Consider the following 23,194-nt stretch of genomic DNA (forward strand, 5'->3'; position numbering starts at 1 on the left):
CACCCCTTTTATGGTAAGACTTCAATCACACTGTTTTGGCCAATCGTTTTACAATACACAACCAACTCCTCTAAGTTCATCGAATCTCTCATCATCGCGCATTCAATTAACATTGGTAAGTTAATCCCTGAAAGCAATTTGAAATTGCGCCTTTCTTTTAAAGCCAATGAACAAATATTAAATGGTGAACCGCCAATTAAATCCACTAAGACAATCACGCCTTCTCCTTGATTTAATTCGTCTAAAGCTTGATCCACTTTTAACTTTAAATCCATAATGTCGTCGTCGCGATTTAAAGCAATAGCTTGGCAATTGGCGATATTTCCTGCAATCAACTCCGAACTATTTTTTACTTCTTGACCAAACTTGCCATGAGTGACGATTAAAATTCCAATCATCTTTTGTCCTCCTCTCACTTTTCACTTTTATATAAGCAAGTAGCGTGCCAACTTTTACAAACGCTTACAATTCAACCTTAAAACCATAAAAAAACCCACTAAGTTCCCAATAAAATTTGGTAAACATTAGTGAGTTGTTTAGTGGGTTACATTTTCACTCTCTAGTATCTGTTAAATAACTAGTGGGTTCTTCCCACAGATAAGGATACTCATAACGCAACATATCAACAATATTATTCAATTCTTCTTCAGGTAAAGAAATCCCAAAATACTCTTCAACAATTTGATAAACTTCTTGTACTTTTAAATAAACCAAGTCTTTAGGTGCACTAGATAGCGATTTTTGCGAAGGAACACCTTTTTCTGTCAAAACTTTTTCTAACATACAACCATTATGAAAAATAAACTTTAATAAAAACTCATCCGATACTTCAATTGCTAGATCATTTTCCAACTTGGATAATACATTTTTAAATAAAGGATAAATTTTATTAGGGTCTAAAAAAATCAAGATTTGTTTTAATTGTTGCATGACTAAAGATTCAAAATAGCGTAATGGTGGTCCTATTTCTTCTTGGTTTTGATCTCTTTGCCAATGACGGGCCATCGTTGTACTTAAACTCAGTACTAATTCATCCAGTGAAAGTTGGCGATTCAACGATTGTTTGGCGGCTTCTAAGACAAGCGGCGTACTAGCCATATCCATCACCCGAACTTTTAAAGAACACTCTTCGATTAACTTTTGCTCAAAGGACTTGATCGAGCCCATATCGGCTAAAATCAAAACCCCTAATCCTTCATCAAGTTCGGTCACTTTTGCTTTGGTTTGTAAGTAGACCGTTTTAACCTTTTCATCTAAATGCATGTTCACTGCTTCCACACTCGTAATTCCTAGTAAATCATTCACCGTCTTAGCAATGCTTGAAGCCGTACTTTCACCGTGCATCACAACTAAGATTCCTACATGTGGTTGTATTTTTTCACTCAACAAATAATTTAAGATTTGTTCCAAAACTTGACGATCAAATTCAGATAAATGAATCTTTTCGCTTACTTGCAAGTTTCTTTCTAGTTCATTGGTAATCGTCGTGATTAAACTGCTGACTGGTAGAAAATGTTGCATGAGGATTTCTTTTTCAATCTTTAGGTTTTCAGCAAATGAATGCGTTTTTAAAACAATTGTTAAATGATAAGCCACCATCTGTGTATAAAATGCCCGTTGTGCTGGTTCAATATACTCAGCCAAAACCGCTTGAACCATATCATAAATGGCAGGCGGCACTTGCATCTCCCCAACAACTTCTTCTTCCACATAAATTTGACCTGTCACCTTCTCGACAATCTTATCCATATATTCAGAAAGAAGCTCTCTCAACCACTTCTTAGAAGAAGCAAGCGAGTAACTTCCACCTAATAACGATAGACCACTCCGCATTTGTTCGTAGATTTTTTCTTCTTGTTTATTGATAAACGCCGGACGACTCGTTGCTGTACTTTCAAAACGAACACTTTCTGGTAATTGGTAAAACTCTTTCCTCTTTTCTTCGAGACCACTTATTTCTTGCGCAATTTCCAGTGGTAAATGATTTACTTTAAGGACAATCTCTTCTTTTTGTCCATTTAAACTGTCAATAAAGGCATGCGCGCAAGTATATTGAATTTCACTTTTCATCTGACCAATGTTGCCTGCAAAATGATAATTTAATAATAAAACGAACACTTCTTGCGGCACACGAATCGGTTTTTGAATCCGCTGACTTTCTTCTTGAATAAACGAATAAATAAATTCTAATTTTTCTCGCCAATCTTTTTGGTATAACGAAGGCAAATGAATATGAACTGGAATTCTGCGTAAAAAAGTATTCAACATCACATTCGTTGGCTCTTCCGTCGTCGCCATAATTAAATGAATATTCGCATGCTCCACTTGGTCGACTTCTCCCAGACGCTTGTATGTCCCTTTATCCATTAAATAAAATAGCATCTCTTGCCCTTTCGCACTCAAGCGATGAACTTCATCTAAAAATAAAAAACCCTCTTTTGCGGCATCAACTAACCCTCGACTATCGCTATCCGCTCCCGTAAAAGCGCCTTTTTTATAACCAAATAAATGCGATAACAGTAATTGCTGATTATCCGCAAAATCCGCACAGTTAAAAATAATAAACGGGGCGTTCTCTTGAATAATTTCACGTTTTTTTGCATATTGAAACATATTCTCCGCAAATAAAGACTTCCCAACCCCAGTTTCACCTGTAATTAAAGTCGTCAAACCATTTGGTGGATACAAAATCGCTGCTTGGGCTTTTTTCACTGCTTCTTTTAAAGAACCTGCAGCACCAACGAGACTTCGAAAAGCTTGTTCTTCAACTTCTTTTCTTCCCTTAAAGAGAAGTTTGAACTCTACCATTGATTCAAAACTCGTTGTCGGCAACTCCAAGCCAAATTTCTCTTCAATTACCACCGTTGAAAAAAATAAAACCGGACGAGTATTTATTTTAAAAGCCTTACCTTCACTAACTAGCTTATTTAAATCTTTACTAACATTTGCCCGTTCTAAATTTAAAGCCTCTGAAATATCAAGCGCCGTAACCCCTTGAATTTCTTTGCCATATAACACAACTTGCGCTCTAGAAAGCTCTTTCATTTTATCGTAAACCTTATCAAGTCTCCGCACCTTGCCACCTCCCTCGCTTTTCTCTTTTTATAAGATAACTGTTTTGAAAGGGAAAAGCAAGGATTCGAAATGGCTATTATTATTTTCCATATTTTCATAACTTTATTATCTTAAATTTAATAATAAACAGATGAATGTGAATGCTAAATCTAGATAAACAGCAATTGCGACACAACTAATTTTTCTTTACTAAACATACGATGACCTAACAGTATGAATGTATTAACTCATCTACAAAAAGAACAGCCACAAACTCCCAAAAGAGTCTACAGCTGTCCATCACTCATTTATACTTCTCACTCATCTTCACTATCAATCACTTTCGTCCCGACAATTGAAACGCCTTGACTACCGATATTGACTAATTGCTCCGCTAAGTGATTAGAGTCCAGTAAGAAAAATGATTCTAAAACCATGCCTAAATTCATTCCCGTAACGACTTTTAAATGTGGTCTTTCCGCAGCTTTCATCGATGCGACATTGGCTGGGGTGCCACCAAGTAAATCGGCAATGACGATAACTTCTTTGTCTTCTGGTAGTTCAGATAAAATTTGATTCAGTTTGGTCATCGTTCCGTCAATGCCATCATCTGGTGTCATACAGACAACGGGATAATTGATTTGGTCACCGACAATCATTTTGGCAGAGTTTAATACTTCTTGGGCCATCATGCCATGGCTCATTAATATAATTTGTTTTTCCACAGATTTCACTTCCTAAAGAATATCTTTTAACCAAGTTTTTTTATCGTCTGGTGTCATGATTGTTGTGATTTCAATTCCTTTTTCTAACAATTTTTCAAAAGCTTGTCTTTCTTCTTTGGTCACACTAATATTTGGTTTTAAAACTTCCGTATCTTTTCTACTAGACATGTTTCCTACATTAATGTTTTGAATATCTAAACCATTTTCAACAAATGGTAGTAGGTCAACGGGTGATTTCACAATCAAAAGCACGTTTTGTCCCTCGTATTTACCGGCCTTAATATTTTGAATCGCTGTTTCTTTTGAAATAATCGATGACGCAATGCCTGCTGGAACGGCCATCCGTAAAACTTGTTTTTGAATATCATTGGTTGCAACGGCATCGTTTGCTACCATTAGACGGGTCACACCTAATTTATTACTCCACATCGTTGCTACTTGACCGTGAATTAGACGATCGTCGATTCGAATATTGCGAATTCCTTTCATTTCCATCACTATTCACCTCGTAAAATAATTTTTTATTATTGTAAAATTCCTAAAGCTGCTAAAAGAATTGAAAGTACCATTACACCTAAGATCAAATAAATCGGTTTTACATTTTTCTTTAACGCCCAGAATACTAGCCCAACTAAAGCGGCTGGTAATAATCCTGGCATAATCTGATCGAGTATTTCTTGCCCTTTCATCGTAAAGTCGCCTTGGGTAAAGTTTAAAGCCACGTTCGCTTTCACAACAGAAGGGATTAAAGCACCCACAACCATCAACCCTAAAATTGAAGTTGATTCTGTTAATAACTTCAAGCTTTTTTCAATAGTCGCAATTAATTTAGTTCCAGAAGAATAACCTGCATTAAATAAAGGAATACTAACTAATTTTAACGCGACACTAACGGCAATCCATAAGAAAATCCCAATGGAACTTCCATCAATCGCCATGTTTGCGGCAATTGCGCCAAAGATGGTCCAAGGAATAACGACAAATAAGCTATCGCCTAATCCGGCTACTGGTCCCATCAGCCCTGTCTTAATTGACGTAACTGTTTCTTCGGTATTTTCATCGGCATTTTCTTCCATCGCTACGTTGATTCCAAGGATATAAGGAGCGACCCATGGATTAGTATTGAAAAACTGCAAATGATTGAGTACTGCTTTTTGCAAATCTTCTGGCCGATTTTTGTATGCTTGTTTTAAAAATGGTAAAACAGCGTAACAATAGGCTAATGCTTACATTTTTTCATAGTTTGACGAAACAGAACTTGTAAAGAACCAACGCCATAAGACACTTTTTTTTGTTTTTTCATCGACTTGATTTGAAACGACTTTTGTATTATTCATCTTCATCCATTCCTCCTACCGTTTGAACGACTTGATTACTCGCTTGGCTATTTTTCTTAAAAATAAGTAAGGCTACTGCAGCCCCGACAATCGCTACCCCTAATAATGGCATATGAACATAAACGGCTAAAACAAAACCAATGACTAAATAACTGAAATACTCTTTCGCCGGTAAGTAACGGAGTAATAACCCAATCCCGACTGCCGGAAGTAACCCGCCAGCTACGGTTAGTCCGCTTGTTAACCACTCTGGTGTGCGTTCTAAAATTGCATTAATCAAAGAAGGGCCAAAAATAACAGCTAATGCGACTGGAATCCCGGTTGTTGCAGCCGTTAAGAAGACACCAAACATTTGCATTTTACTCACCATGCTGTAATCGCCTTTTTTAACACCTGCTTCGGCTTTATGCACCATCCAAACACCAATTGTATTACGAATAACATCTAATTGAACCATTAATAACGCAACTGGAATACCAATTGAAATCCCCACTGAAGCTTCTTGACCAGTTGTAATCGTGATAAAAGTCGCCACAATACTGGCTGTTTGGTAATCAGGAATTGAAGCGCCACCAAAATTACTAATTCCAAGAGATAATAACTGCAACGTTCCACCAATGAATAACCCAGTCGTTACATCACCCAAAATTAACCCGGTTACAAAGCCAGCGGTCACAGGTTGATACGTACCAAACATTGTTGAATTCTTTTCAAAGTTAATAAAAAATCCGTATAATACAATTAAAACTAATTGAAAAAAACTTGCTTCCATTTTACTGTTCCTCCTTAATGACTTTCAATAGTTCACTGAAGTTTTCTTTACTTTTTTCTTTAATTAGTACAGGGATTTCGGCTAATTCGGCTTTGATTGTGACACTTTGTCCCCCCGCGATTGTTTCATTAGTCCAAAGATTCACCCAATTATCGCCCGCAGGTAAATAAACCAGCCGTTCTGTTGCTTGGTAATCCATCACCGGCGCAATTAATAAATCCGAGCCAAATAAATAAGTATTATCAACGTTCCAAGCAGCTAAATCATCGGGATACTCATAAAACAATGGTCGCATTAAAGGATCGCCCGTTTCATGTGCCTGTGTCATTAATTTTGAAATATACGGTCGGATTGCTTCTCGAATTTTTAGATATTTCGTTAATATTTGTTCGACTTCTTGTCCGTAAGACCAAATTTCATTTGGCGCACCGGTAACCATTGAGCCTCCACCTGAATCAGACAAAGGTTTACTGTGTGGCAAACGATCGCCATGCATTCTAAGAACTGGCGAGAATGTCGCATATTCAAACCATCTTACCAATAACTCTCTAAATTCTTTATCTTTTGGATCACCACCGTGGAATCCACCAATATCCGTTGTCCACCATGGAATACCCGCCATCCCAACGTTTAATCCGGTATTTACTTGGTTTTTGAAGGCCTCGAAACTACAATCAATGTCACCAGACCAAAGAAGAGCCCCTTGTCTTTGCGCACCTGCCCAGCCACCGCGAACTAGCGTAACGGTTGGGTGATTTTCTCCTAATCCTTCCGCAATCATTGCTAAATAATCAATCGGATAAAGATTACCACATTGCAAATCGGTGCCTTTTTTATAGCGATAATTATCAAAATCATAGACTGCATAGCCTGGTTCTGCGACATCTAGCCAGAAATAAGAAATGCCTTTATCTTTGTAATTTTTTTTAATGAGACTCCAAACATAGTCTCTGGCTTCCTTGTTCGTCATATCGACAAAGACCGTGTTGCCTTGAATTTGCATCGTCAAACGAACTCCGCGATTGACCTTCACTAAATAACCATTATTTAGATATTCCTCATAGTTTTGCGCATCTGTTTGAACTGTAGGCCAAATAGAAATCATGGGTTCCACGTGATAATCTTCTTTTAACGTCTTCACAAGTGCTTCTGGCTGCGGCCAAAAATCTTCGTCAAAGCGATATTCCCCTTGTTTTGGCCAATGGAAGTAATCAATGGCGATTGTTGATAGTTGAATCCCTTTTGTATGATATTTTTTTACAACTTCTAAAACTTCTTCTGGCGTTCGATACCTAAGCTTACTTTGCCATAAACCAAGTAAGTGATCTGGCATTTGTGGAACTTTGCCGGTTACATTTGCATAATTTCGTAAAATATTTTTCGGCGAATCCTCTGCTGTAATCCAATAATCAATATAATTCGTTGATTTCATTTCCCAACGTGTCAAATTTTTTGCAAAGGAAACTTCACCAATGCCAGGATGATTCCATAAGAAACCGTATCCATTACTAGAGACATAAAAAGGAATCGATATTTGTGAATTACGTTGCGCTAGTTCTAACACCGTGTTTTTTAAATCCAAGAATGTATGTTGATACTGTCCCATACCATAAATCTTTTCATCCGGATCCGATTCAAAGCGAGTCGTTACGGTAAAATCACTCGATAAATTTGAACGATACTCTCTTGATTTTAATTTTAATGTCGAGTTAAAATCCTTTGTAATTTCAATTGTTCCGGCATCTTCACTTCCATCGTCATGCTTAACCGCTCTTAAACGAATGTATTCCTTTAATAAAAGTTTTCCATTCTCGTCATAAAAAGATAAACGATCGCGATGATCTAATACCACTCGAATTTTCCCATTAATCAGTTCCGCCGAATGGTCATTAACATTAATTTCTACCTTACCATTTGTCTTTTGACTACCTTCTAACAACGCATTCAGTCGTTTTTCTTCCTTCATATCTGCAAAAGATCGCACCCGTACAGAGTGATCCCCCCACGCTTCAACAATTAATAATTCATCGTCGAATTTGCGTATGAAGGAATTTTGACCTGCCTTAATCACTACTTTCAACCTTCTTTCTTTTTTAATTCCCTCTCGTTACAACCGTTTTCAAAACAAACAACTCAAATTAGCAAATTGATTTTAATTAGCCTGCTTATTCTTTTAATCCTGCTAAATTTTAATTGTTAGCACGATAAACTAATTAAATAAAAAAAAGAAAAATTTAGCAGTAAATCAATGAATTTGCTTGATTTTTATTTGTTAGCACGATAAACTAATTGGTAAATAGAATATAAATCAGAATTTTTTATTTGTCAACCCTAACTTAGTTTTTTATCATTTTTCCCAAATCAAAAAGTAAGCCCGACCATAAAAAAACTGATCAGACGGAGGAAATCCAATGATATCAAGCAAATATACCATTCGAGAACAAAATGAATCGCTTATTTTAAATCACATTATTAAACACAAAGAAATATCCAGAGCAGATTTAAGCATTGTTTCATCTTTAAACAAAGCTTCCGTCTCCTCCATTACCAAAAAATTAATGGATGACCATCTCATAATTGAAAAGAGAATTGGTGAAGCGAGCTCTCGCGGTAGAAAACCAATTTTACTAACGTTTAGTCCAACCGCTGGCGTCGCAATTGGTCTTGACTTAGGTTATAACTACCTTGATGCAATGATTGCCTATCTCGATGGTACTGAGATCAAACGAATTCAGCGAGTCGATACCTATGTTTCAAAAGACAATGTCCTCGCTATGATTGAAGAAGTCGTTCAGAAATTATGCATTGACTTGCCAAAAACCCCGCATGGCATCGTCGGTATGACGATTGCTATCCAGGGACAAGTCTTAAATGATCAAATTATCAGCACCACTTATTATGATTTAATGGCTTTTGATTTGATTACAAAATTAAACAATACTTATGATTTTCCCGTCAGCATTGAAAATGAAGCGAATTTATCTGCACTAGGAGAATATACTTTTTCCTCTGAATTTGAAAACATGATTTCAATCAGTCTACATAGCGGCATTGGGGCCGGATTCGTCAAAAATGGCAAATTAGAAGTTGGCAATCAAGGCTATGCTGGACAAGTTGGCCACATGATTTTGTTTCCAGACGGGCGTGAGTGTCCTTGTGGCAACCACGGCTGTTTCGATCAATACTGCTCCACTCGAGTCATTTATCAAGAAATTGGTCAATTAAAAAACATTGAAAAAGTTAACTCGGATGTGGTCATGCAACTATACCAGAAAAAAGACCCGGAAGTACTCAAAATGATTCAAAAATATGCGGAATACCTTGCAATTAGTGTGAACAACATTATTATGATTCAAGCACCGGAAATGGTCATCTTTAACAGTCCCATCACCAAAAAAATTCCAGCCATTGTTGAATTTATCAAAGACTATTTGAAAAATCGTTACGCCAAAGAAGTCAAAATCATGAACAGTCCCATTCAATGGAATCCGGTAATCTATGGTGCCATTGCTTTTTCTATCCAGCAATTTTTAAATATCGAGCAACTTAAATTAATGAATGGCGATGCAGTGATGGTGTAGGGTGATTGGAAGTTATCCGTATATTCCCGATAAAGCAGGTGAATTTCCTACTTTATCGGGGATTGAGGTTATAAAATTTTATTGACGTAGAATACTTTACTGAAGGATATTTATCAGTTTTTGAGCGACGTTAATGATAATTTTTGTATTTTACTATATCCATTACACTTACATATAGTTAATATTTTGAAAACATAACTTTCAAGATACTTCGGGTAACTTGAAATATTTTTATGCTTTTAGCCAATTGCAGCCTTGTGTATTTTTTTGTTGCAATTGTATGTACTTTTATATCTCGTCATAAACAGCCTCCTTTGTCTCAAGTTTTATACTAGCATTACTGCCTATAAATTAAACAAAGCAGCTCTCGATGACATCAAGATTACTTATGTCATCGGGTGTTGTCTACTGAGTGGCTCATTTTAATGCCGAAGGTGGTTCGTTTTTGCGCAGAGATGGTCAATTTACAGTGCCGTCTTCAAATGATATTTTGTCTAGCTTAATTTAACAAATGAAAGTTCATTTTAATTGGCATAATTAAAATAAATTAGAATGGGTTATCTTCATTTACTTTTAACTTCTTTTTAGTAGCCTTCAAAGCTAAATACAGTCCATTTATCATTTTGAATTGTTTGTACTCAAAAACATTCTCTAATGTTACTGAACAATAATTATCAAAATCACTAGGTATTATTTCATAACTAATTTCAGCAATAAATTTATTAAATTCATCATGAGAATAACTATTTCTATAAACTCTAATTCTATTCAATGCCTCACTTAAATCAGGATATTCTCTTTTAAAATCATTGTCAAAATATCTCTTGTTTTTTATTTTTGATGTCGTTTTTTTGAAATTTTCTACTATTTTAATACATAATTTAGTTGTGAAAGATTCAAAAGCTGCTTCATCATTCGTTGGTTCTATTCCTAAAAACAATTCTTCTATATCTGCTCTATTTCCTCTTTCAAACCAATTAAAACCTATAGTTGAAAATAAACTATCTACTTCTTCCATCAAATTAAAAATTTTACTTGAAGTTGCTTTTAAATTAAAATCCTCTGGAATATCCAATTTCTTACAACTTTTTTCAATTATTTCATTTTTTAAATATGCTATTTGCTTACTCGTTAACTCCTCCTGATTTAATAGAACAGCTTTTGAAGAAGTTGCAGATAGACTTATCGGAACAACTGTTGGTGAAAAATATAAACCATAAACATCATCTATAATAAAAGTTTGTGGACTATATTTATTACTGCTATACATATTAAGTTTCTTATATTTTTTTGATAGTTTTTTTAGTTTAGTTATACTACTTTTTTGTCGATTATCTACTTCTTCTATCCCTGATACAAAAATATTAATAGTTTTTTTTGATTCACACAGCATTTCTATAAAATCAGATAAATCTTCATCAAGCATTAAAAATTGTGTTAAAGGAAAAAAAATATCAACCTTCTCTTTTACATCACTTAAAAATGTATATGATTTAAAAGTTTTATTATTAGAATTTATTTCATCATATGATTCAGAATAGTTCTTTTTATTCACCAAAACATTTGTTTCAAAAAAATAATCATACTTATTACTAGTAATTAAACTGTTAGCTGATTCTTTCTCTAAAATAAACTGCTCTAAAATTCGATTTCTTTCAGTTCTATAGTATGCTCTAATTTCGACATTATTCTGTTTATTTAAAAAATAGTAAATATTGAACTTTCTATATACAGTTCCTTTTTCTTCAGCTGTTAAAACTTCTAGTAATTCACCTTTATAACGATTATCTCCCATATTTTTTCTATATTTCCAAATAGGTCTTATTTTTTCTAAAGACAAATCCACATCATAAAACTGTTCATCTTCATAAATAGAGTTAAAATACGATTTTTGCTTATCTTTAAAACGAATATAAGATGCCTCCTCTTGATAAGAAAGCTCTCCTGTAATTTTATTTACAACTAAATTGAAATCTTTTTTTACCCTATTATTTATTTTTCTATTAAAGATATATTTTCTACCATCATCTGTTAATCCTTTAGTTAAGTAATCAATATATTCCTTTTGTAATAAATTTAAATAACTGTTTTGAATATCATCAGTTGGCACAGCTAATAGATTTGACGCTCTATTTATGTTAAATTTTTCAACATCAATGCCATATAACCTTAATACAGCATCTTCTATCGGAGACAACTTCTCTTCATTTGAAACATATGCCGTCAAATTTAAATTAGAAAAAGGTATTAGTAATGTCGATTTTGAGATTATTTTACCTTCCTCTTCACTTTCCAAAACAAATAAATCTTCTTCCCTAATAATCATTTTTCCCCCTCCTACATCAAAAGTGCACAATCAAGTGGATTATCAATTATATATTTAAGTAATCTTGTAAACGGATTATTTTCCAGTGGATAATATTCAGATACTTCACTATCTCCAATTATTATCAGATGTTCTTTTGCCCTTGATAGCGATACATTTAGTCTTCTTTCATCTTTCAAAAATCCTAAACTTGAACTATCATTACTTCTTACAATGCTATAAATAATAATATCTTTTTCACTCCCCTGAAACGCATCAACATTGTCAATTTCTATATCTAGAAATTCGTAATCTCTATTAACTTTATCAAGTAATAGATTTTTTTGAGCATCATATCCTGATATAATTCCCACTGACTTTTTCCTTTTTTTAGTTTTAAGATAATCATTAATTCTATCTAATTGTTTATTTATCTGATTCAATTCCTCATAGTTTTTAAATGAGTTCTCTTCTTTACTTTCTGATTTATTCGGACTATTGTTTGTATCTATCCAAGTCACTGATTTTAATATTGGAGATAACACATAATCTTTATCTGTAAAATAATCTTCTATTGTAATATTTTGATAATATAAATTATTAATTAACTTAGATATGACAGGATTCATTCTAAACTGTACATCTAATGTTACCTTCAACTTTGTACTTAATTTCTCATAGAGATCTTTAAATAAACTTTCTTCTAAAGCTTGCTGGATATCTTTAGCCATTCTATCTGTTTTTTCTAAATTTACAATTGGAGGAAGTTGTTTATGATCTCCTACTAAAATAGCTTTTTTAGCTCTAACTAGAGGTATCAGAAGTTCAGGAACTGTTGATCTCGCTGCCTCATCAATTATTACCCATTCAAATTCTAAATCATCAAATATGTCATATGATGCTATACCGCTGCATGTAGAACATACTAAAAAAGAATTCTCAATTATTTTTTTTTCAAATTGCTCTGAATTTGATAAATCTAAATACCAGTCTTTCAGTATTGAGACTAATTTTTTTCCTCACTGTGTTCATCTGTTATAAGGTCGTCTATTTGTTCTCTATTTTTTTTGGAATCATCATCTAAATAATTTATTATTAATTCAATTTCTTTATCTTTGTATTTTAATAAATTTGTCATTTCTATTTTAAAATTTTCTAAAGATTCTTTTTTTACTTTTTTTGCCCACTTCATAGAATGTTTATCCATTTGTAAACTTTCATTTTCACTTGAAATTTTTTCTTCTTTTCCAAGCCTTACAATATAATTATCTGCATCAGATTTAACTTTTTTCATATTTTTTCTAATGTCTTTAAGAGCATGATCAACAGCGACATGAGAAGGAGACACAAATAATACTTTTTTCTCCGGAAACTGTGAAAATAATTGGGAAATCATTTCTGATATCAAAGTTGTTTTTCCAGTTCCTGGAGGACCTTGGACCAGATACAAATCTTTAGTAGATAAAGCATTTTCTATAATTTCAACTGTACTATCAAGTATTTTTTTATCAAATTTATTTTTTACAAAAAAATCTTTGTTCTCACTACTAGCCACTCTAGGATTATTTAATATATCGAATAGAAAAGTGTTTACAGATGTTCGTTCTAACAATTGTCTCATTGCATTGCTATAGCTATTAGTTAATCTAGTAGCCATATAATTATTAACACCTATTTGACCTTTCTTATTAAAATTTTCTTTGTTAAAGCTTCGAGCAGCAATTATTCTAATACTATCCTTAGTCAAATATTTATAAAATTCTCCTACAATTAACTCTTTACCATTTTTTGAAACTAATTGTATTTTATCTTTTGGTTCAAATTCAAATGGACGCTCTAGTTTAAAATCTAAAAAATTAGAGTTCTCACTATACTCCATTGATAGATACCTTCCTAGATTTGTTTTTAAATACGATTCATATTTTTTTCTTTTTAAATAGTCATCCCATATAGTCAATAAATCACTCATGGAATTTTTTTCATTTCTTTTTATTTGATCTATTCTATATTGATTTTCTAACTTTTCTTTTAAATATTCTAAATAAATAAAATCATTTTTTTGTATATATTTCCAATTTTGAGGGTAAACCTCAACTTTAGCTCCAATCTTAGTTCCTCGTTGTTTTTGAGAAAAGTTATCTAAGTTCCAAACACCTGTAATAATCACTTGCTCACTTTCTACAAACTTAATACGATATTTTACTTCATTACCGATTAAATAACTAGATTGATTATGCCCCATAAAGATAACTTTTGATTTTTTTAATGATTCCAAAATAAATTTTTGAACAAAGTTACTATTAGTACCCTGAATCTTTTCCAAGCTATACAATTTTTCTGGAATGTCATTTGAATAAGTTAGCTTTAAAACTTGATTTTGATGTTCTATATCTAGTGCTGCTTTTTGTATATCATCATAAAGAACATCTACTGCACTATATCTATCCTCACGAGCTGGCATTGTGGCTTTTATAACAATTGGTTTAAGAAGATTGTGCAGTGAAGATTTACTTATCTCATCTTGTATTAAGGCATCATCTGTATTTAAGATATTATCTGTGAATATATAATTTATTAATATTCCTAAAGAATAAATGTCACTTTCCTCTGATGTAGATAATTTCTTTTTCTGTTCTGGAGAAGCAAAAGGTGATGTTTTAAATTCTCTAAGTGTCATAGATGTTTTAAATGTAATGCTATCTTTAATTTTACTAATACCAAAATCAATTATTTTAACTTTACTACCGTCATTGGAAATCAATATATTACTAGGTTTTATATCTCTATGAATTATTTTTTTATTATGACAAGCAATAAAACCACTTAAAATATTTAACAAAATTTCAAATTTTTGTTTATCTGAAAAACTTTGTATCACTTCATTTAGAGGTTTTAACTCTTTATCAAACTCTGTAACAAGATAATATTGATCATCATATTCAAATGAATCTATATATTTTATGATGTTGCTATTATTAAGTAATGTTAAAGCTTCTTTTTCTCTATTAAACAATTCAATTGCTATATTTTTATCTTCTCTATCAAGACTATTCATATTCATCTTTTTTAATACGTATTTTGATTTTGAATCATTTTCACTAGATACAATATAAACTGAGGAAAGTAAACTATTGTTTATTTTTTCATCAATATAATACTTATTTATTTTTTCCTTCAAACTAAAAACACCTTTCTTTACTTTTATAGATTATTTACTATTACTCTAATATTATTTCAAATGAGACATCGAAATATTTCTTTATTGCCAATAGTTGCTCCAACTTAATATGTTATTTCCCACCCTCAATTTTAACAAGTGTTTCCTTAGTAATATCAACATTCATCAATTTTAATTGTTTAACTGTAAATGGCGGTAGTAAAATGTAGGAAAAAGGCGGTCAATAATTGTCGGTTTTTCTACATTTTTATTTTATACTTTTCTTATCATGATTAAGGAGGAACACATGGTAAGAAAAGACATTTACGAAGGAGTGTAGACGTACGTGACACAAGGAATAAAGCCAAACTGGATATTTCGGAACAACAAACCAGTTTGCACGGGGGCAAAAACCACTTGTCACGGAATATAAAACCATTTATCACGGCTAAGAGACCATCTTCACTTTTCCCTTTATAATGAAAGCGGCACACATTTTAGTGTAACTACTTTTAGGAGGTCGATAATTATGCTGAATTATCGAGAAATCATGAGATTGAGAAGTTTAGGTTATAACATTACTGAAATCGCGAATAGCCTTCACAGTTCTAGAAGCACAATCAGAGAGGTGCTATCTCGGTTTGAAAAGAATGGGGCTACTTGGCCACTAGATGACGCGATCACTAATGAAAAGCTGTATGAACAGCTTTATCCAGAAATAAAGGAGAAAATAAAACAATACAAAGAGCCGGATTTTGACTGGATTCATTCTGAACTCTCTAGAAAAGGTGTTAATTTATCGTTACTTTGGAAAAAGTATCAAGCAAAATGTCGATTAAGCAACGAGATTCCTTATATGTATACCCAATTTTGTGAACACTATCGTTCTTGGGCGGGAAAGAACAAGGCAACGATGCGTATTCATCATAAACCAGGTGATGCAATGATGGTTGATTGGGCTGGTGGTACTTTAACAATCACTGACTCCTATACTGGCATTCAAACAGAAGGATTAATGCAATAGATGGCTCTACACTCCGCACGTATGGCTCTATTCATTCGCAATATCCAGTAGGGGCTGGATGGATTATAGGGTGTCTGATCGGTGAATTTTTCTCCTGCACCTTCTCCATGACCGGGTAACTCTTCTCTTAAAGGCAAATCGCCATAGACTTCATCGGTTGAAACATGATGGTAACGAATGTTATATTTTCGGCAAGCTTTAATCAAGGTGTAGGTTCCGATTAAATTTGTTTGAACAAAAGGGTACGGATCGCGTAAAGAATGATCATTATGTGATTCCGCTGCGTAGTGCACCACTGCATCGGTTGTTTTTAATAATTGGTCCACTAACTCGGCATCTGCCACGTCTCCTACCACTAGTTTCACTCGATCTTTTGGTAAGCCGGCTAGATTGGCTTCATTGCCGGCATAGGTAAGTTTATCTAGAACGGTGACGTGCACATTGGGATGATGTTTCACTACATAATGGACGAAATTCGAACCGATGAAACCCGCGCCACCTGTTACGATTATTTTTTTCAAATTGTTTCCCCCTCATTCATCGAATCAAGACGATAAATCTTGTCTAGCCTCCATCCCCTTGAAAAATCCCCCTATTCTTCAATATTCGTGTAGTTATTAACTAACCAAAGATAACGCTTTCAATACCAAGCATGGCAAAAACCCCATTTAGTATAAACTACGTTAGTAAAAAAACTAATCTAAAGAACAATGACTCCTAGCTTGATGTTAGGCTAACCATACGGCTAGGAGTTTTGTTCATGCTTTACACTGATTGAAAAATTTACACGTTTATTTCTTACAAAGTAGCCACTAACGCTTTCAAATACTCTACCAACTCATCTTTAACTTCTGGGTGAGTCAAGCCGTATTCAATATTGGCTTCTAGCATGCCCATCTTATTTCCGACATCATAGCGTTTGCCTTTAAATTCATGAGCAAAGACGCGTTGAGTTTTATTTAACGTATCAATCGCATCAGTTAATTGTATTTCGCCACCTAGACCGGGTTCTTGATGTTCTAAAATATCAAAGATTTCAGGTCTTAATAAATAACGACCGATAATTGCCAAATTGCTTGGCGCATTTTCTGGTTTTGGCTTTTCAACAAAGTGATTCACATCGTATAACCCTTCGGAAACTTCTTCGTTTGGCGACACCACCCCATATTTATCGGTATCTTCATGCGGGATTTCCATGACTGCTAGTGCAGAAGCTTTGGTTTGATCGTAGGCATTCATTAATTGCTTCGTTAGTGGCACGTCATCTTCCATAATATCGTCGCCTAGCATCACGACAAATGGTTCATTACCAACAAAGGCTTTGGCTTGTAAAACAGCATGGCCTAAGCCTAATGGACGTTTTTGACGGATAAAATGAATATTAATTCCTGTCGTTTCTTCGACCAATGCTAATAATTCATCTTTGCCTTTTGAGGATAAGTTCTGCTCTAACTCTAGATTGGCATCAAAGTGATCTTCAATCGGACGTTTGGCTTTTCCGGTAACAATTAAAATATCTTCAATCCCTGATGCAATTGCTTCTTCAACGATAAACTGAATGGTCGGCTTATCGATAATTGGTAACATTTCTTTAGCAATGGCCTTTGTTGCAGGTAAAAACCTTGTTCCAAGACCTGCGGCTGGAATGATTGCTTTACGGACTTTCACGATAATATCCCCTTTATACGCTTCTTAATTTTCTCCAAAAATTCTTTTTTATAAAATTTATTCGTTACCTCTTTCAATTATTGTAAAAAAATTTGAAATATTTTTAAACTAATTTCTTTAATCAATAATGATTTATAAAACAATTATTATTTAATGTTAGTATAAAAAAAGAGACTTAAATATCTTTTGCTTTAATTTACTTCACAACTCTTAAAAATAACGATTTGTGGAAATTACCTAGGTAGGCTATCATCGCCAAACACCATAATTGAGATAATATTTAAAAATTTTCTTAATTATATAATCTTTTCTTGTATTATTTGTATCCACAAGAGTAAATATAACTATTTTATGATACATCTGCGTATATGAATTAACAAAATACTTTTTTTTATTTCTTCACCTTAATAATCATTGTATTTAAATAACTAAACTATTAATCATTATTCGTTAGTAAAAAACATTAAATTGAGATTTTAAAGAATCAATAGTGTTAATTGTTGCTAAATTCTATTTTTTACATTACAAGAGTCCATTTATTAACGATTATAATAACCATTAAACTAGTCCTAATTATATTTAATACAATTTCATTGTTACTCAAATATTTACTTATAAACAATCTCAAACAACATCTTCTTCCATATTTTTTATTAAATATGATTTTTTTTCTTCAAAATTCATGTTTTTTGTATATAAAAAGTTTTTTTTGTTTTTTTCAATATATTCTGATAGAGTACAAATAACTTTTGCTGGTACACCTGCAACAACTACATTACTTGGTATATCTTTAGTCACAATTGCCCCTAGACCAACAACTACATTATCTCCAATTGTAACTCCTGGCATTATTGTAGTATTCCATCCGATATTAACATTATTCCCAATTTTTATTTTACCAAATTTATCGATATTCTTATATTCAGGACATAGGTTTCTAATTACGTGTAAACTTCCATCATGAGTTACAAAATTAACACCTCTAGTTAGTCTTACATTATTGCCAATTTCTATTAAATACGGCTCAGATCCAAATATTACATCATTTGATATATCACAATTTTCTCCTATTATCAGACCGTTTTTTTTTCCTACCCTTACATTTTCACCATTACAAATTAATCTACGTATTTTTTGAATTATCTTATTCAAATTAATCATCCTTTAACTATCCCGATTAATAATTAATATATTCTAAATAACGAAAACTATAAATCTCATGATATATAATAATCTGTTGCATTTTTAGAATGTATAATTTTATTTCCTACAACTATAGAATTAGATGGTATATCAAAATTAACAAAGCTATTCGGAGATATTAAAACATTATTACCTATCTTTATATTTCCTACAATAGTGGAATTAACCCCTATCCAAACTTTATTTCCAATGACTGGTGTTCCCTTTCGTATACCTCTATTTTCTTGACCTATAGTTACTCCTTTATGAATATTTATATTATTACCTAATATAACTTTGGGATTTATAGTAATTCCTGAGAAATGTCCCATATACAAGCCTTTTCCAATGATAACACCAAAAGGTATTTCTATAGTACTGTTAAAAAACAATATTTTTTTAACTATCTTCAATAAAAAAATAGCTGAGTTTTTTTCTTTAGCAAGATAACTATTACCTAATCTTATTATCACTGAGTATCTAAAAGCTTTATTTTGAAAAATTTCTTTCACTATTTTCAATTTACTAGAGTCATTTTTGTATCTTAGGTAATCAGATTGTATATATTCATTTACTTTAGTATCCATTAATTTTCTCCAAAAATATCTCTTGTATAAACTTTATCGGACACATCTTTTAACTCTACTTCAAATCGATTCGAAACAATCACATCCGAAATTTCTTTAAATTCATCAAAATCTTTAATTACTTTTGAATTATAAAAATCTTCCGCGTCTAAAGCTGGTTCAAAAACAACAACCTCGATTCCTTTTGCTTTAATCCGTTTCATGATTCCTTGAATAGCGGATTGTCGGAAGTTATCAGAGTCAGCTTTCATTGTTAAACGATAAATACCAACCACTTTTGGATTCTTTTTAATAATCATATCTGCTACGTGATCTTTACGAGTACGATTGGCATCGACAATTGCCGACATAATATTTTGCGGTACATCTGCATAGTTGACTAATAATTGTTTCGTATCTTTAGGTAAGCAGTAGCCACCATACCCAAATGAAGGATTGTTGTAGTGCGTGCCAATTCTAGGATCTAAACCAATACCTTCGATAATTTGTTTGCTATCTAAACCTCTAATTTCAGCATAAGAATCTAATTCATTAATATACGCAACACGCATTGCTAAATAAGTATTCGCAAAAAGCTTGATTGCTTCAGCTTCGGTTGAATTTGTAAAAAGAATATCAATATTTTCTTTTTCTGCACCTTCTGCTAATAAATTTGCAAAAACTTCTGCTCTTTCAGACTGTTCACCAACAACTATTCTAGAAGGATATAAATTATCATATAAAGCTTTACCTTCACGTAAAAACTCTGGTGAAAAAATAATATTATCAGTATCAAACATTTCTTTCACTTTTTCGGTATAACCAACTGGAACCGTCGATTTAATTATCATGATTGCCTCTGGGTTAATCGATAAAACATTAGCGATTACCGCTTCAACGGTTCGTGTATTAAAATAGTTTAGTTCTGAATCATAGTTGGTTGGTGTTGAAATAATAACGAACTCAGCATCTTTAAAAGCTTGATAGTTGTCAGTTGTTGCCTTTAAGTTTAACTCTTTACTAGAAAAATACTCTTCAATCTTATCATCTTTGATTGGCGATTGACGATTATTAATCATATCTACTTTTTCTTGAATAATATCAAGTGCAATAACTTCATTTGTTTGAGCTAATAATGTAGCATTAGATAATCCTACATATCCTGTACCTGCAACTGTTATTTTCATAATATAACATCTTCTTCCATTATTTTAATAAGATATGTTCTTTGTCTTTATTTATCATATATTATTTTTAACTGTCATAGTTAGTAATTCTGAATTATTTTTATAATTACTTAGTACGCTGATTCGATAGGTTTGTTTCATATAAAAAAACTTCTTAAATAATTAATATCAATTAGACAATGCTGAAAAAGATTGGCGAAATGATTTCTAGCCCATAAGTATAGTTCTAGTGACGTAGATAAATAATTATATTTTTTACTTTTTTAGCATGCGTCTATGAACGATTATTGTAAAAAGTGCTCAAGAATATCATATAAAAGATATGTCTTGCAGACTAAACTAACTAAATACTTCAGATATCCATAATTTTGATATTCTATTTACATCATATTCTAATACACGTTTTAAAGATTTTTCTTGATATTCTTTTCTTAAATTATAGTTATTGATTAACATAAATAGTTTATCGGCTATTTCTTTTTCTGTAAAATCACTAGTTATAAACCCAAATTCACCATTATTTAAGATTTCCTTAGAGCCTGAAGTTGGAGTAGATACTATAGGAAGTCCATATTCCATAGCTTCAAGAATAACTACTCCAAATCCTTCAATCCTAGAAGTAGATATAAATATAGATGACTCTTTGTAATGGTCCCTTAATTTATCTCCTTCAATTCGTCCTACAAATTTTATTTTTCCATGGTTATCTATTTTTTTCAAAAGATTTCTAATTTTTTTATTTTCTTTACGATTACCATCTCCAGCAACTTCAATTGTCCATTCGTTCGGTATTAAATCAGCTAATTTTATCAATATATCGATTCCTTTTGTTTCTACTAATAATCTACCAGTAAACGAAATTTTTTTTGACTTTAAACTTGATGATTCCGCATTTTTAATATTTATAGGGTTTGGTATAATAGTACAATGTGCTATATCTTTACTAAATATCCCACTATCCTCTTTTGTTAAACATATTAACTGATCTAACGTTCTTAAAGATTCTCTAAAATTTTCTATTTTTCTTACAAAATATTGATTGTAGTACGCATCAGCTGAGCTATGGGCCCAACCAACTAATTTTATATTTGGGAATTCCTTGCTAATAAAAGGAGCTAATAAAATTTTTTCAGCTTGTAGAACGACTACGTCAAATTCACTTTCTTTTAGAAAATCGATTAGATAATTTGCATCTTGAACTACCCTATCGCCATGCTTAAATTTCCGCAATATTCTGCTAATAATACTAATTTTTGCAATATTTATTTTTGTTTTCGGTTTAAAGTACGCTTTACGATTACTATAAACAAAATATTCACACTTTATATTTTGCTTCAATTTATTTTGAAGAGTTTGATTAACTGATTGAACCCCACCTAAACTCATATTGTCGTTTACAAAAAGAACTCTCATATTATTTTTCTCCAATCATCATATTTTTCAAATTATTAATTGTATTTATGATAATGAAAACAACAGTAACATAAAGTAAAATAAAATCTCTACCTGTACCTAAACCATTATATGAATTAACCTGAACAATTAATAAAATTAGCATAAATAGAACATCAAACTTTATTTTTCTATTACTTATGAAAAAAGCTTTAATAATTGGATATAAAAATAAAAGGGAGAAAAAAACTATAGTAAATATTATTCCATAGTAATAAAAAAATAAATATATTGGATATTCTAACGCTATAGTAAATCTATAATCCGGTAACGTTACACCCAATGAAGTGAAAAATTTAAAATTTAATTGATTAGTATCTCTTAGTATCTTCAAATAATAATTTCTACCTGTAGAAAGATCTCCTTGTTTAATCCCTTCTGTTAATCTTTCGATTGTTCTAGAAAATATCCCTGTTAGAGATATTATAAATAATGTAAGTGTACCAAAAACAAAAGTAGGTAGATTAGATGGTTTTAAATTTATAACTATAAAAAAAACTAACTGTAACACCACCCCCATCTTACTGCCTGTTAGTGCAGTACCTATGATTGAAATAAAAAAAATAAATAACATTTTATTTTTTGAAGTCCTATGTATTAAAGAAAATGTATAATTCAAAATTGTAAAAATTAGCAATACTTCAGCTGAGTAAAGAGAGTGTCCCAAATAAGAAACCATTCTTCTACTCGCTAACATTGTAGATAACGACTCCGAATCATATAGATTAGTGAAAAAGGCGGAAAAAAAACTAGATGATATCATATCAATTAATCCAAAAAATACTATTACATATATAGATAAATTAAGTATTTTTAATACTGTTGAATAAAACATTTTAAATTGTTCATAATCATGAAATTCAAATAGAAATAACATCGTTGGAACTATCATCATTAGTATCAACCGAATATTTTGTAAAAAATCATTTGAATTACCCGAAATAATTATCAAAATTATACTAATTACAATTAAAAAGAAAATAAATAAATTTTTTTTTATTGAAAAAGTAATTCCTATTTTTTTTTTATTCAGATATGCATATACAAGCCCTATCAACCAAATAATATTATAATCTCCTAATAATGGATTTATTAAATTTCTGATGTTAAATGGTAAAATTAATATCGATCCAATTAAAAATAACGCTAATATTTTGGGACTTTTTTTTGAAATGTTTTCCATA

General features: G+C 31.9%; 17 protein-coding genes and 3 pseudogenes. 2 read left to right on the plus strand and 18 right to left on the minus strand.

Annotated features, from left to right (window positions below):
* Positions 1-8: 8 nt before the first annotated feature.
* The 7 genes and pseudogenes from JOD14_RS06970 to JOD14_RS07000 all read right to left on the minus strand — a co-directional run bounded on the left by JOD14_RS06970 (position 9) and on the right by JOD14_RS07000 (position 7,968).
* On the minus strand, positions 9-398 hold the full coding sequence (locus JOD14_RS06970) for a PTS sugar transporter subunit IIA (protein WP_204654124.1): 390 nt from the start codon (positions 396-398) through the stop codon (positions 9-11).
* Between the two features lie 154 nt (positions 399-552).
* A complete protein-coding gene (locus JOD14_RS06975) occupies positions 553-3,075 on the minus strand; it encodes a sigma 54-interacting transcriptional regulator (RefSeq protein ID WP_204654125.1) in 2,523 nt (840 codons plus the stop codon).
* Between the two features lie 296 nt (positions 3,076-3,371).
* Entirely contained in the window at positions 3,372-3,779 is a 408-nt protein-coding gene (locus tag JOD14_RS06980; RefSeq protein WP_204654126.1) for a PTS sugar transporter subunit IIA domain-containing protein, read from the minus strand.
* Between the two features lie 12 nt (positions 3,780-3,791).
* On the minus strand, positions 3,792-4,274 hold the full coding sequence (locus tag JOD14_RS06985; RefSeq protein WP_204654127.1) for a PTS sugar transporter subunit IIB: 483 nt from the start codon (positions 4,272-4,274) through the stop codon (positions 3,792-3,794).
* A 29-nt stretch (positions 4,275-4,303) separates the two neighbouring features.
* Positions 4,304-5,122, minus strand: a pseudogene (locus JOD14_RS06990) (PTS system mannose/fructose/sorbose family transporter subunit IID).
* On the minus strand, positions 5,109-5,888 hold the full coding sequence (locus JOD14_RS06995) for a PTS mannose/fructose/sorbose/N-acetylgalactosamine transporter subunit IIC (protein WP_204654128.1): 780 nt from the start codon (positions 5,886-5,888) through the stop codon (positions 5,109-5,111). The pseudogene JOD14_RS06990 and the gene JOD14_RS06995 overlap by 14 nt, the downstream one beginning before the upstream one ends.
* 1 nt (position 5,889) lies before the next feature.
* On the minus strand, positions 5,890-7,968 hold the full coding sequence (locus JOD14_RS07000; RefSeq protein WP_204654129.1) for a glycoside hydrolase family 31 protein: 2,079 nt from the start codon (positions 7,966-7,968) through the stop codon (positions 5,890-5,892).
* A gap of 331 nt (positions 7,969-8,299) precedes the next feature.
* Here JOD14_RS07000 and JOD14_RS07005 point away from each other — a divergent pair, with 331 nt between their 5' ends.
* Positions 8,300-9,469: an ROK family protein gene (locus JOD14_RS07005; RefSeq protein ID WP_204654130.1), complete on the plus strand. Its 1,170-nt coding sequence runs from the start codon at positions 8,300-8,302 to the stop codon at positions 9,467-9,469.
* A 547-nt stretch (positions 9,470-10,016) separates the two neighbouring features.
* Here JOD14_RS07005 and JOD14_RS07010 read toward each other — a convergent pair.
* From JOD14_RS07010 to JOD14_RS07025, 4 genes and pseudogenes are all read right to left on the minus strand, one after another.
* Positions 10,017-11,795, minus strand: coding sequence for a hypothetical protein (locus JOD14_RS07010; protein WP_204654131.1), 1,779 nt, complete (start codon positions 11,793-11,795; stop codon positions 10,017-10,019).
* An 11-nt stretch (positions 11,796-11,806) separates the two neighbouring features.
* On the minus strand, positions 11,807-12,505 hold the full coding sequence (locus tag JOD14_RS07015) for an ATP-binding protein (RefSeq protein WP_204654132.1): 699 nt from the start codon (positions 12,503-12,505) through the stop codon (positions 11,807-11,809).
* Positions 12,506-12,586: 81 nt separating this feature from the next.
* Positions 12,587-12,775 (minus strand): annotated as a pseudogene (locus JOD14_RS13625) (AAA domain-containing protein); the annotation flags it as partial.
* Positions 12,776-12,780: 5 nt separating this feature from the next.
* A complete protein-coding gene (locus tag JOD14_RS07025) occupies positions 12,781-14,952 on the minus strand; it encodes a protein kinase domain-containing protein (protein WP_204654133.1) in 2,172 nt (723 codons plus the stop codon).
* A gap of 508 nt (positions 14,953-15,460) precedes the next feature.
* Here JOD14_RS07025 and JOD14_RS07030 point away from each other — a divergent pair.
* A complete protein-coding gene (locus JOD14_RS07030) occupies positions 15,461-15,955 on the plus strand; it encodes a hypothetical protein (RefSeq protein WP_204654134.1) in 495 nt (164 codons plus the stop codon).
* Positions 15,956-16,002: 47 nt separating this feature from the next.
* Here the strand turns inward: JOD14_RS07030 and JOD14_RS07035 are convergent.
* From JOD14_RS07035 to JOD14_RS07065, 7 genes and pseudogenes are all read right to left on the minus strand, one after another.
* Positions 16,003-16,476: pseudogene (locus tag JOD14_RS07035) on the minus strand (GDP-mannose 4,6-dehydratase); the annotation flags it as partial.
* A gap of 277 nt (positions 16,477-16,753) precedes the next feature.
* The gene (gene galU, locus JOD14_RS07040; protein WP_338031677.1) at positions 16,754-17,623 is read right to left on the minus strand and encodes a UTP--glucose-1-phosphate uridylyltransferase GalU; all 870 of its coding nucleotides are present in this window, start codon (positions 17,621-17,623) and stop codon (positions 16,754-16,756) included.
* Positions 17,624-18,247: 624 nt separating this feature from the next.
* Entirely contained in the window at positions 18,248-18,775 is a 528-nt protein-coding gene (locus tag JOD14_RS13385; RefSeq protein WP_275581288.1) for an acyltransferase, read from the minus strand.
* Between the two features lie 65 nt (positions 18,776-18,840).
* Positions 18,841-19,392 (minus strand): serine acetyltransferase, encoded by a 552-nt coding sequence (locus JOD14_RS13220; protein ID WP_239576126.1) that lies wholly within the window; start codon positions 19,390-19,392, stop codon positions 18,841-18,843.
* On the minus strand, positions 19,392-20,558 hold the full coding sequence (locus JOD14_RS07055; RefSeq protein WP_204654136.1) for a nucleotide sugar dehydrogenase: 1,167 nt from the start codon (positions 20,556-20,558) through the stop codon (positions 19,392-19,394). Before JOD14_RS07055 ends, JOD14_RS13220 begins: the two co-directional genes overlap by 1 nt.
* A gap of 339 nt (positions 20,559-20,897) precedes the next feature.
* Entirely contained in the window at positions 20,898-21,971 is a 1,074-nt protein-coding gene (locus tag JOD14_RS07060; RefSeq protein WP_204654137.1) for a glycosyltransferase, read from the minus strand.
* Position 21,972: 1 nt separating this feature from the next.
* Entirely contained in the window at positions 21,973-23,193 is a 1,221-nt protein-coding gene (locus JOD14_RS07065; protein WP_204654138.1) for a hypothetical protein, read from the minus strand.
* Position 23,194: the final 1 nt, after the last annotated feature.

The sequence above is a fragment of the Enterococcus lemanii genome (genome assembly GCF_016909125.1).
In the GTDB taxonomy this organism is placed as follows: domain Bacteria; phylum Bacillota; class Bacilli; order Lactobacillales; family Enterococcaceae; genus Enterococcus_I; species Enterococcus_I lemanii.

Excerpts from the sequence above, each read along its gene's own strand:
- JOD14_RS06970 (WP_204654124.1), bottom strand. The coding sequence starts at position 398 with ATGATTGGAATTTTAATCGTCACTCATGGCAAGTTTGGTCAAGAAGTA.
- JOD14_RS07005 (WP_204654130.1), top strand. The coding sequence starts at position 8,300 with ATGATATCAAGCAAATATACCATTCGAGAACAAAATGAATCGCTTATT.
- JOD14_RS07060 (WP_204654137.1), bottom strand. The coding sequence starts at position 21,971 with ATGAGAGTTCTTTTTGTAAACGACAATATGAGTTTAGGTGGGGTTCAA.
- JOD14_RS07030 (WP_204654134.1), top strand. The coding sequence starts at position 15,461 with ATGCTGAATTATCGAGAAATCATGAGATTGAGAAGTTTAGGTTATAAC.
- JOD14_RS07055 (WP_204654136.1), bottom strand. The coding sequence starts at position 20,558 with ATGAAAATAACAGTTGCAGGTACAGGATATGTAGGATTATCTAATGCT.
- JOD14_RS07065 (WP_204654138.1), bottom strand. The coding sequence starts at position 23,193 with ATGGAAAACATTTCAAAAAAAAGTCCCAAAATATTAGCGTTATTTTTA.
- JOD14_RS07015 (WP_204654132.1), bottom strand. The coding sequence starts at position 12,505 with ATGGCTAAAGATATCCAGCAAGCTTTAGAAGAAAGTTTATTTAAAGAT.
- JOD14_RS06995 (WP_204654128.1), bottom strand. The coding sequence starts at position 5,888 with ATGGAAGCAAGTTTTTTTCAATTAGTTTTAATTGTATTATACGGATTT.
- JOD14_RS06985 (WP_204654127.1), bottom strand. The coding sequence starts at position 4,274 with ATGGAAATGAAAGGAATTCGCAATATTCGAATCGACGATCGTCTAATT.
- JOD14_RS07010 (WP_204654131.1), bottom strand. The coding sequence starts at position 11,795 with ATGATTATTAGGGAAGAAGATTTATTTGTTTTGGAAAGTGAAGAGGAA.
- JOD14_RS13220 (WP_239576126.1), bottom strand. The coding sequence starts at position 19,392 with ATGGATACTAAAGTAAATGAATATATACAATCTGATTACCTAAGATAC.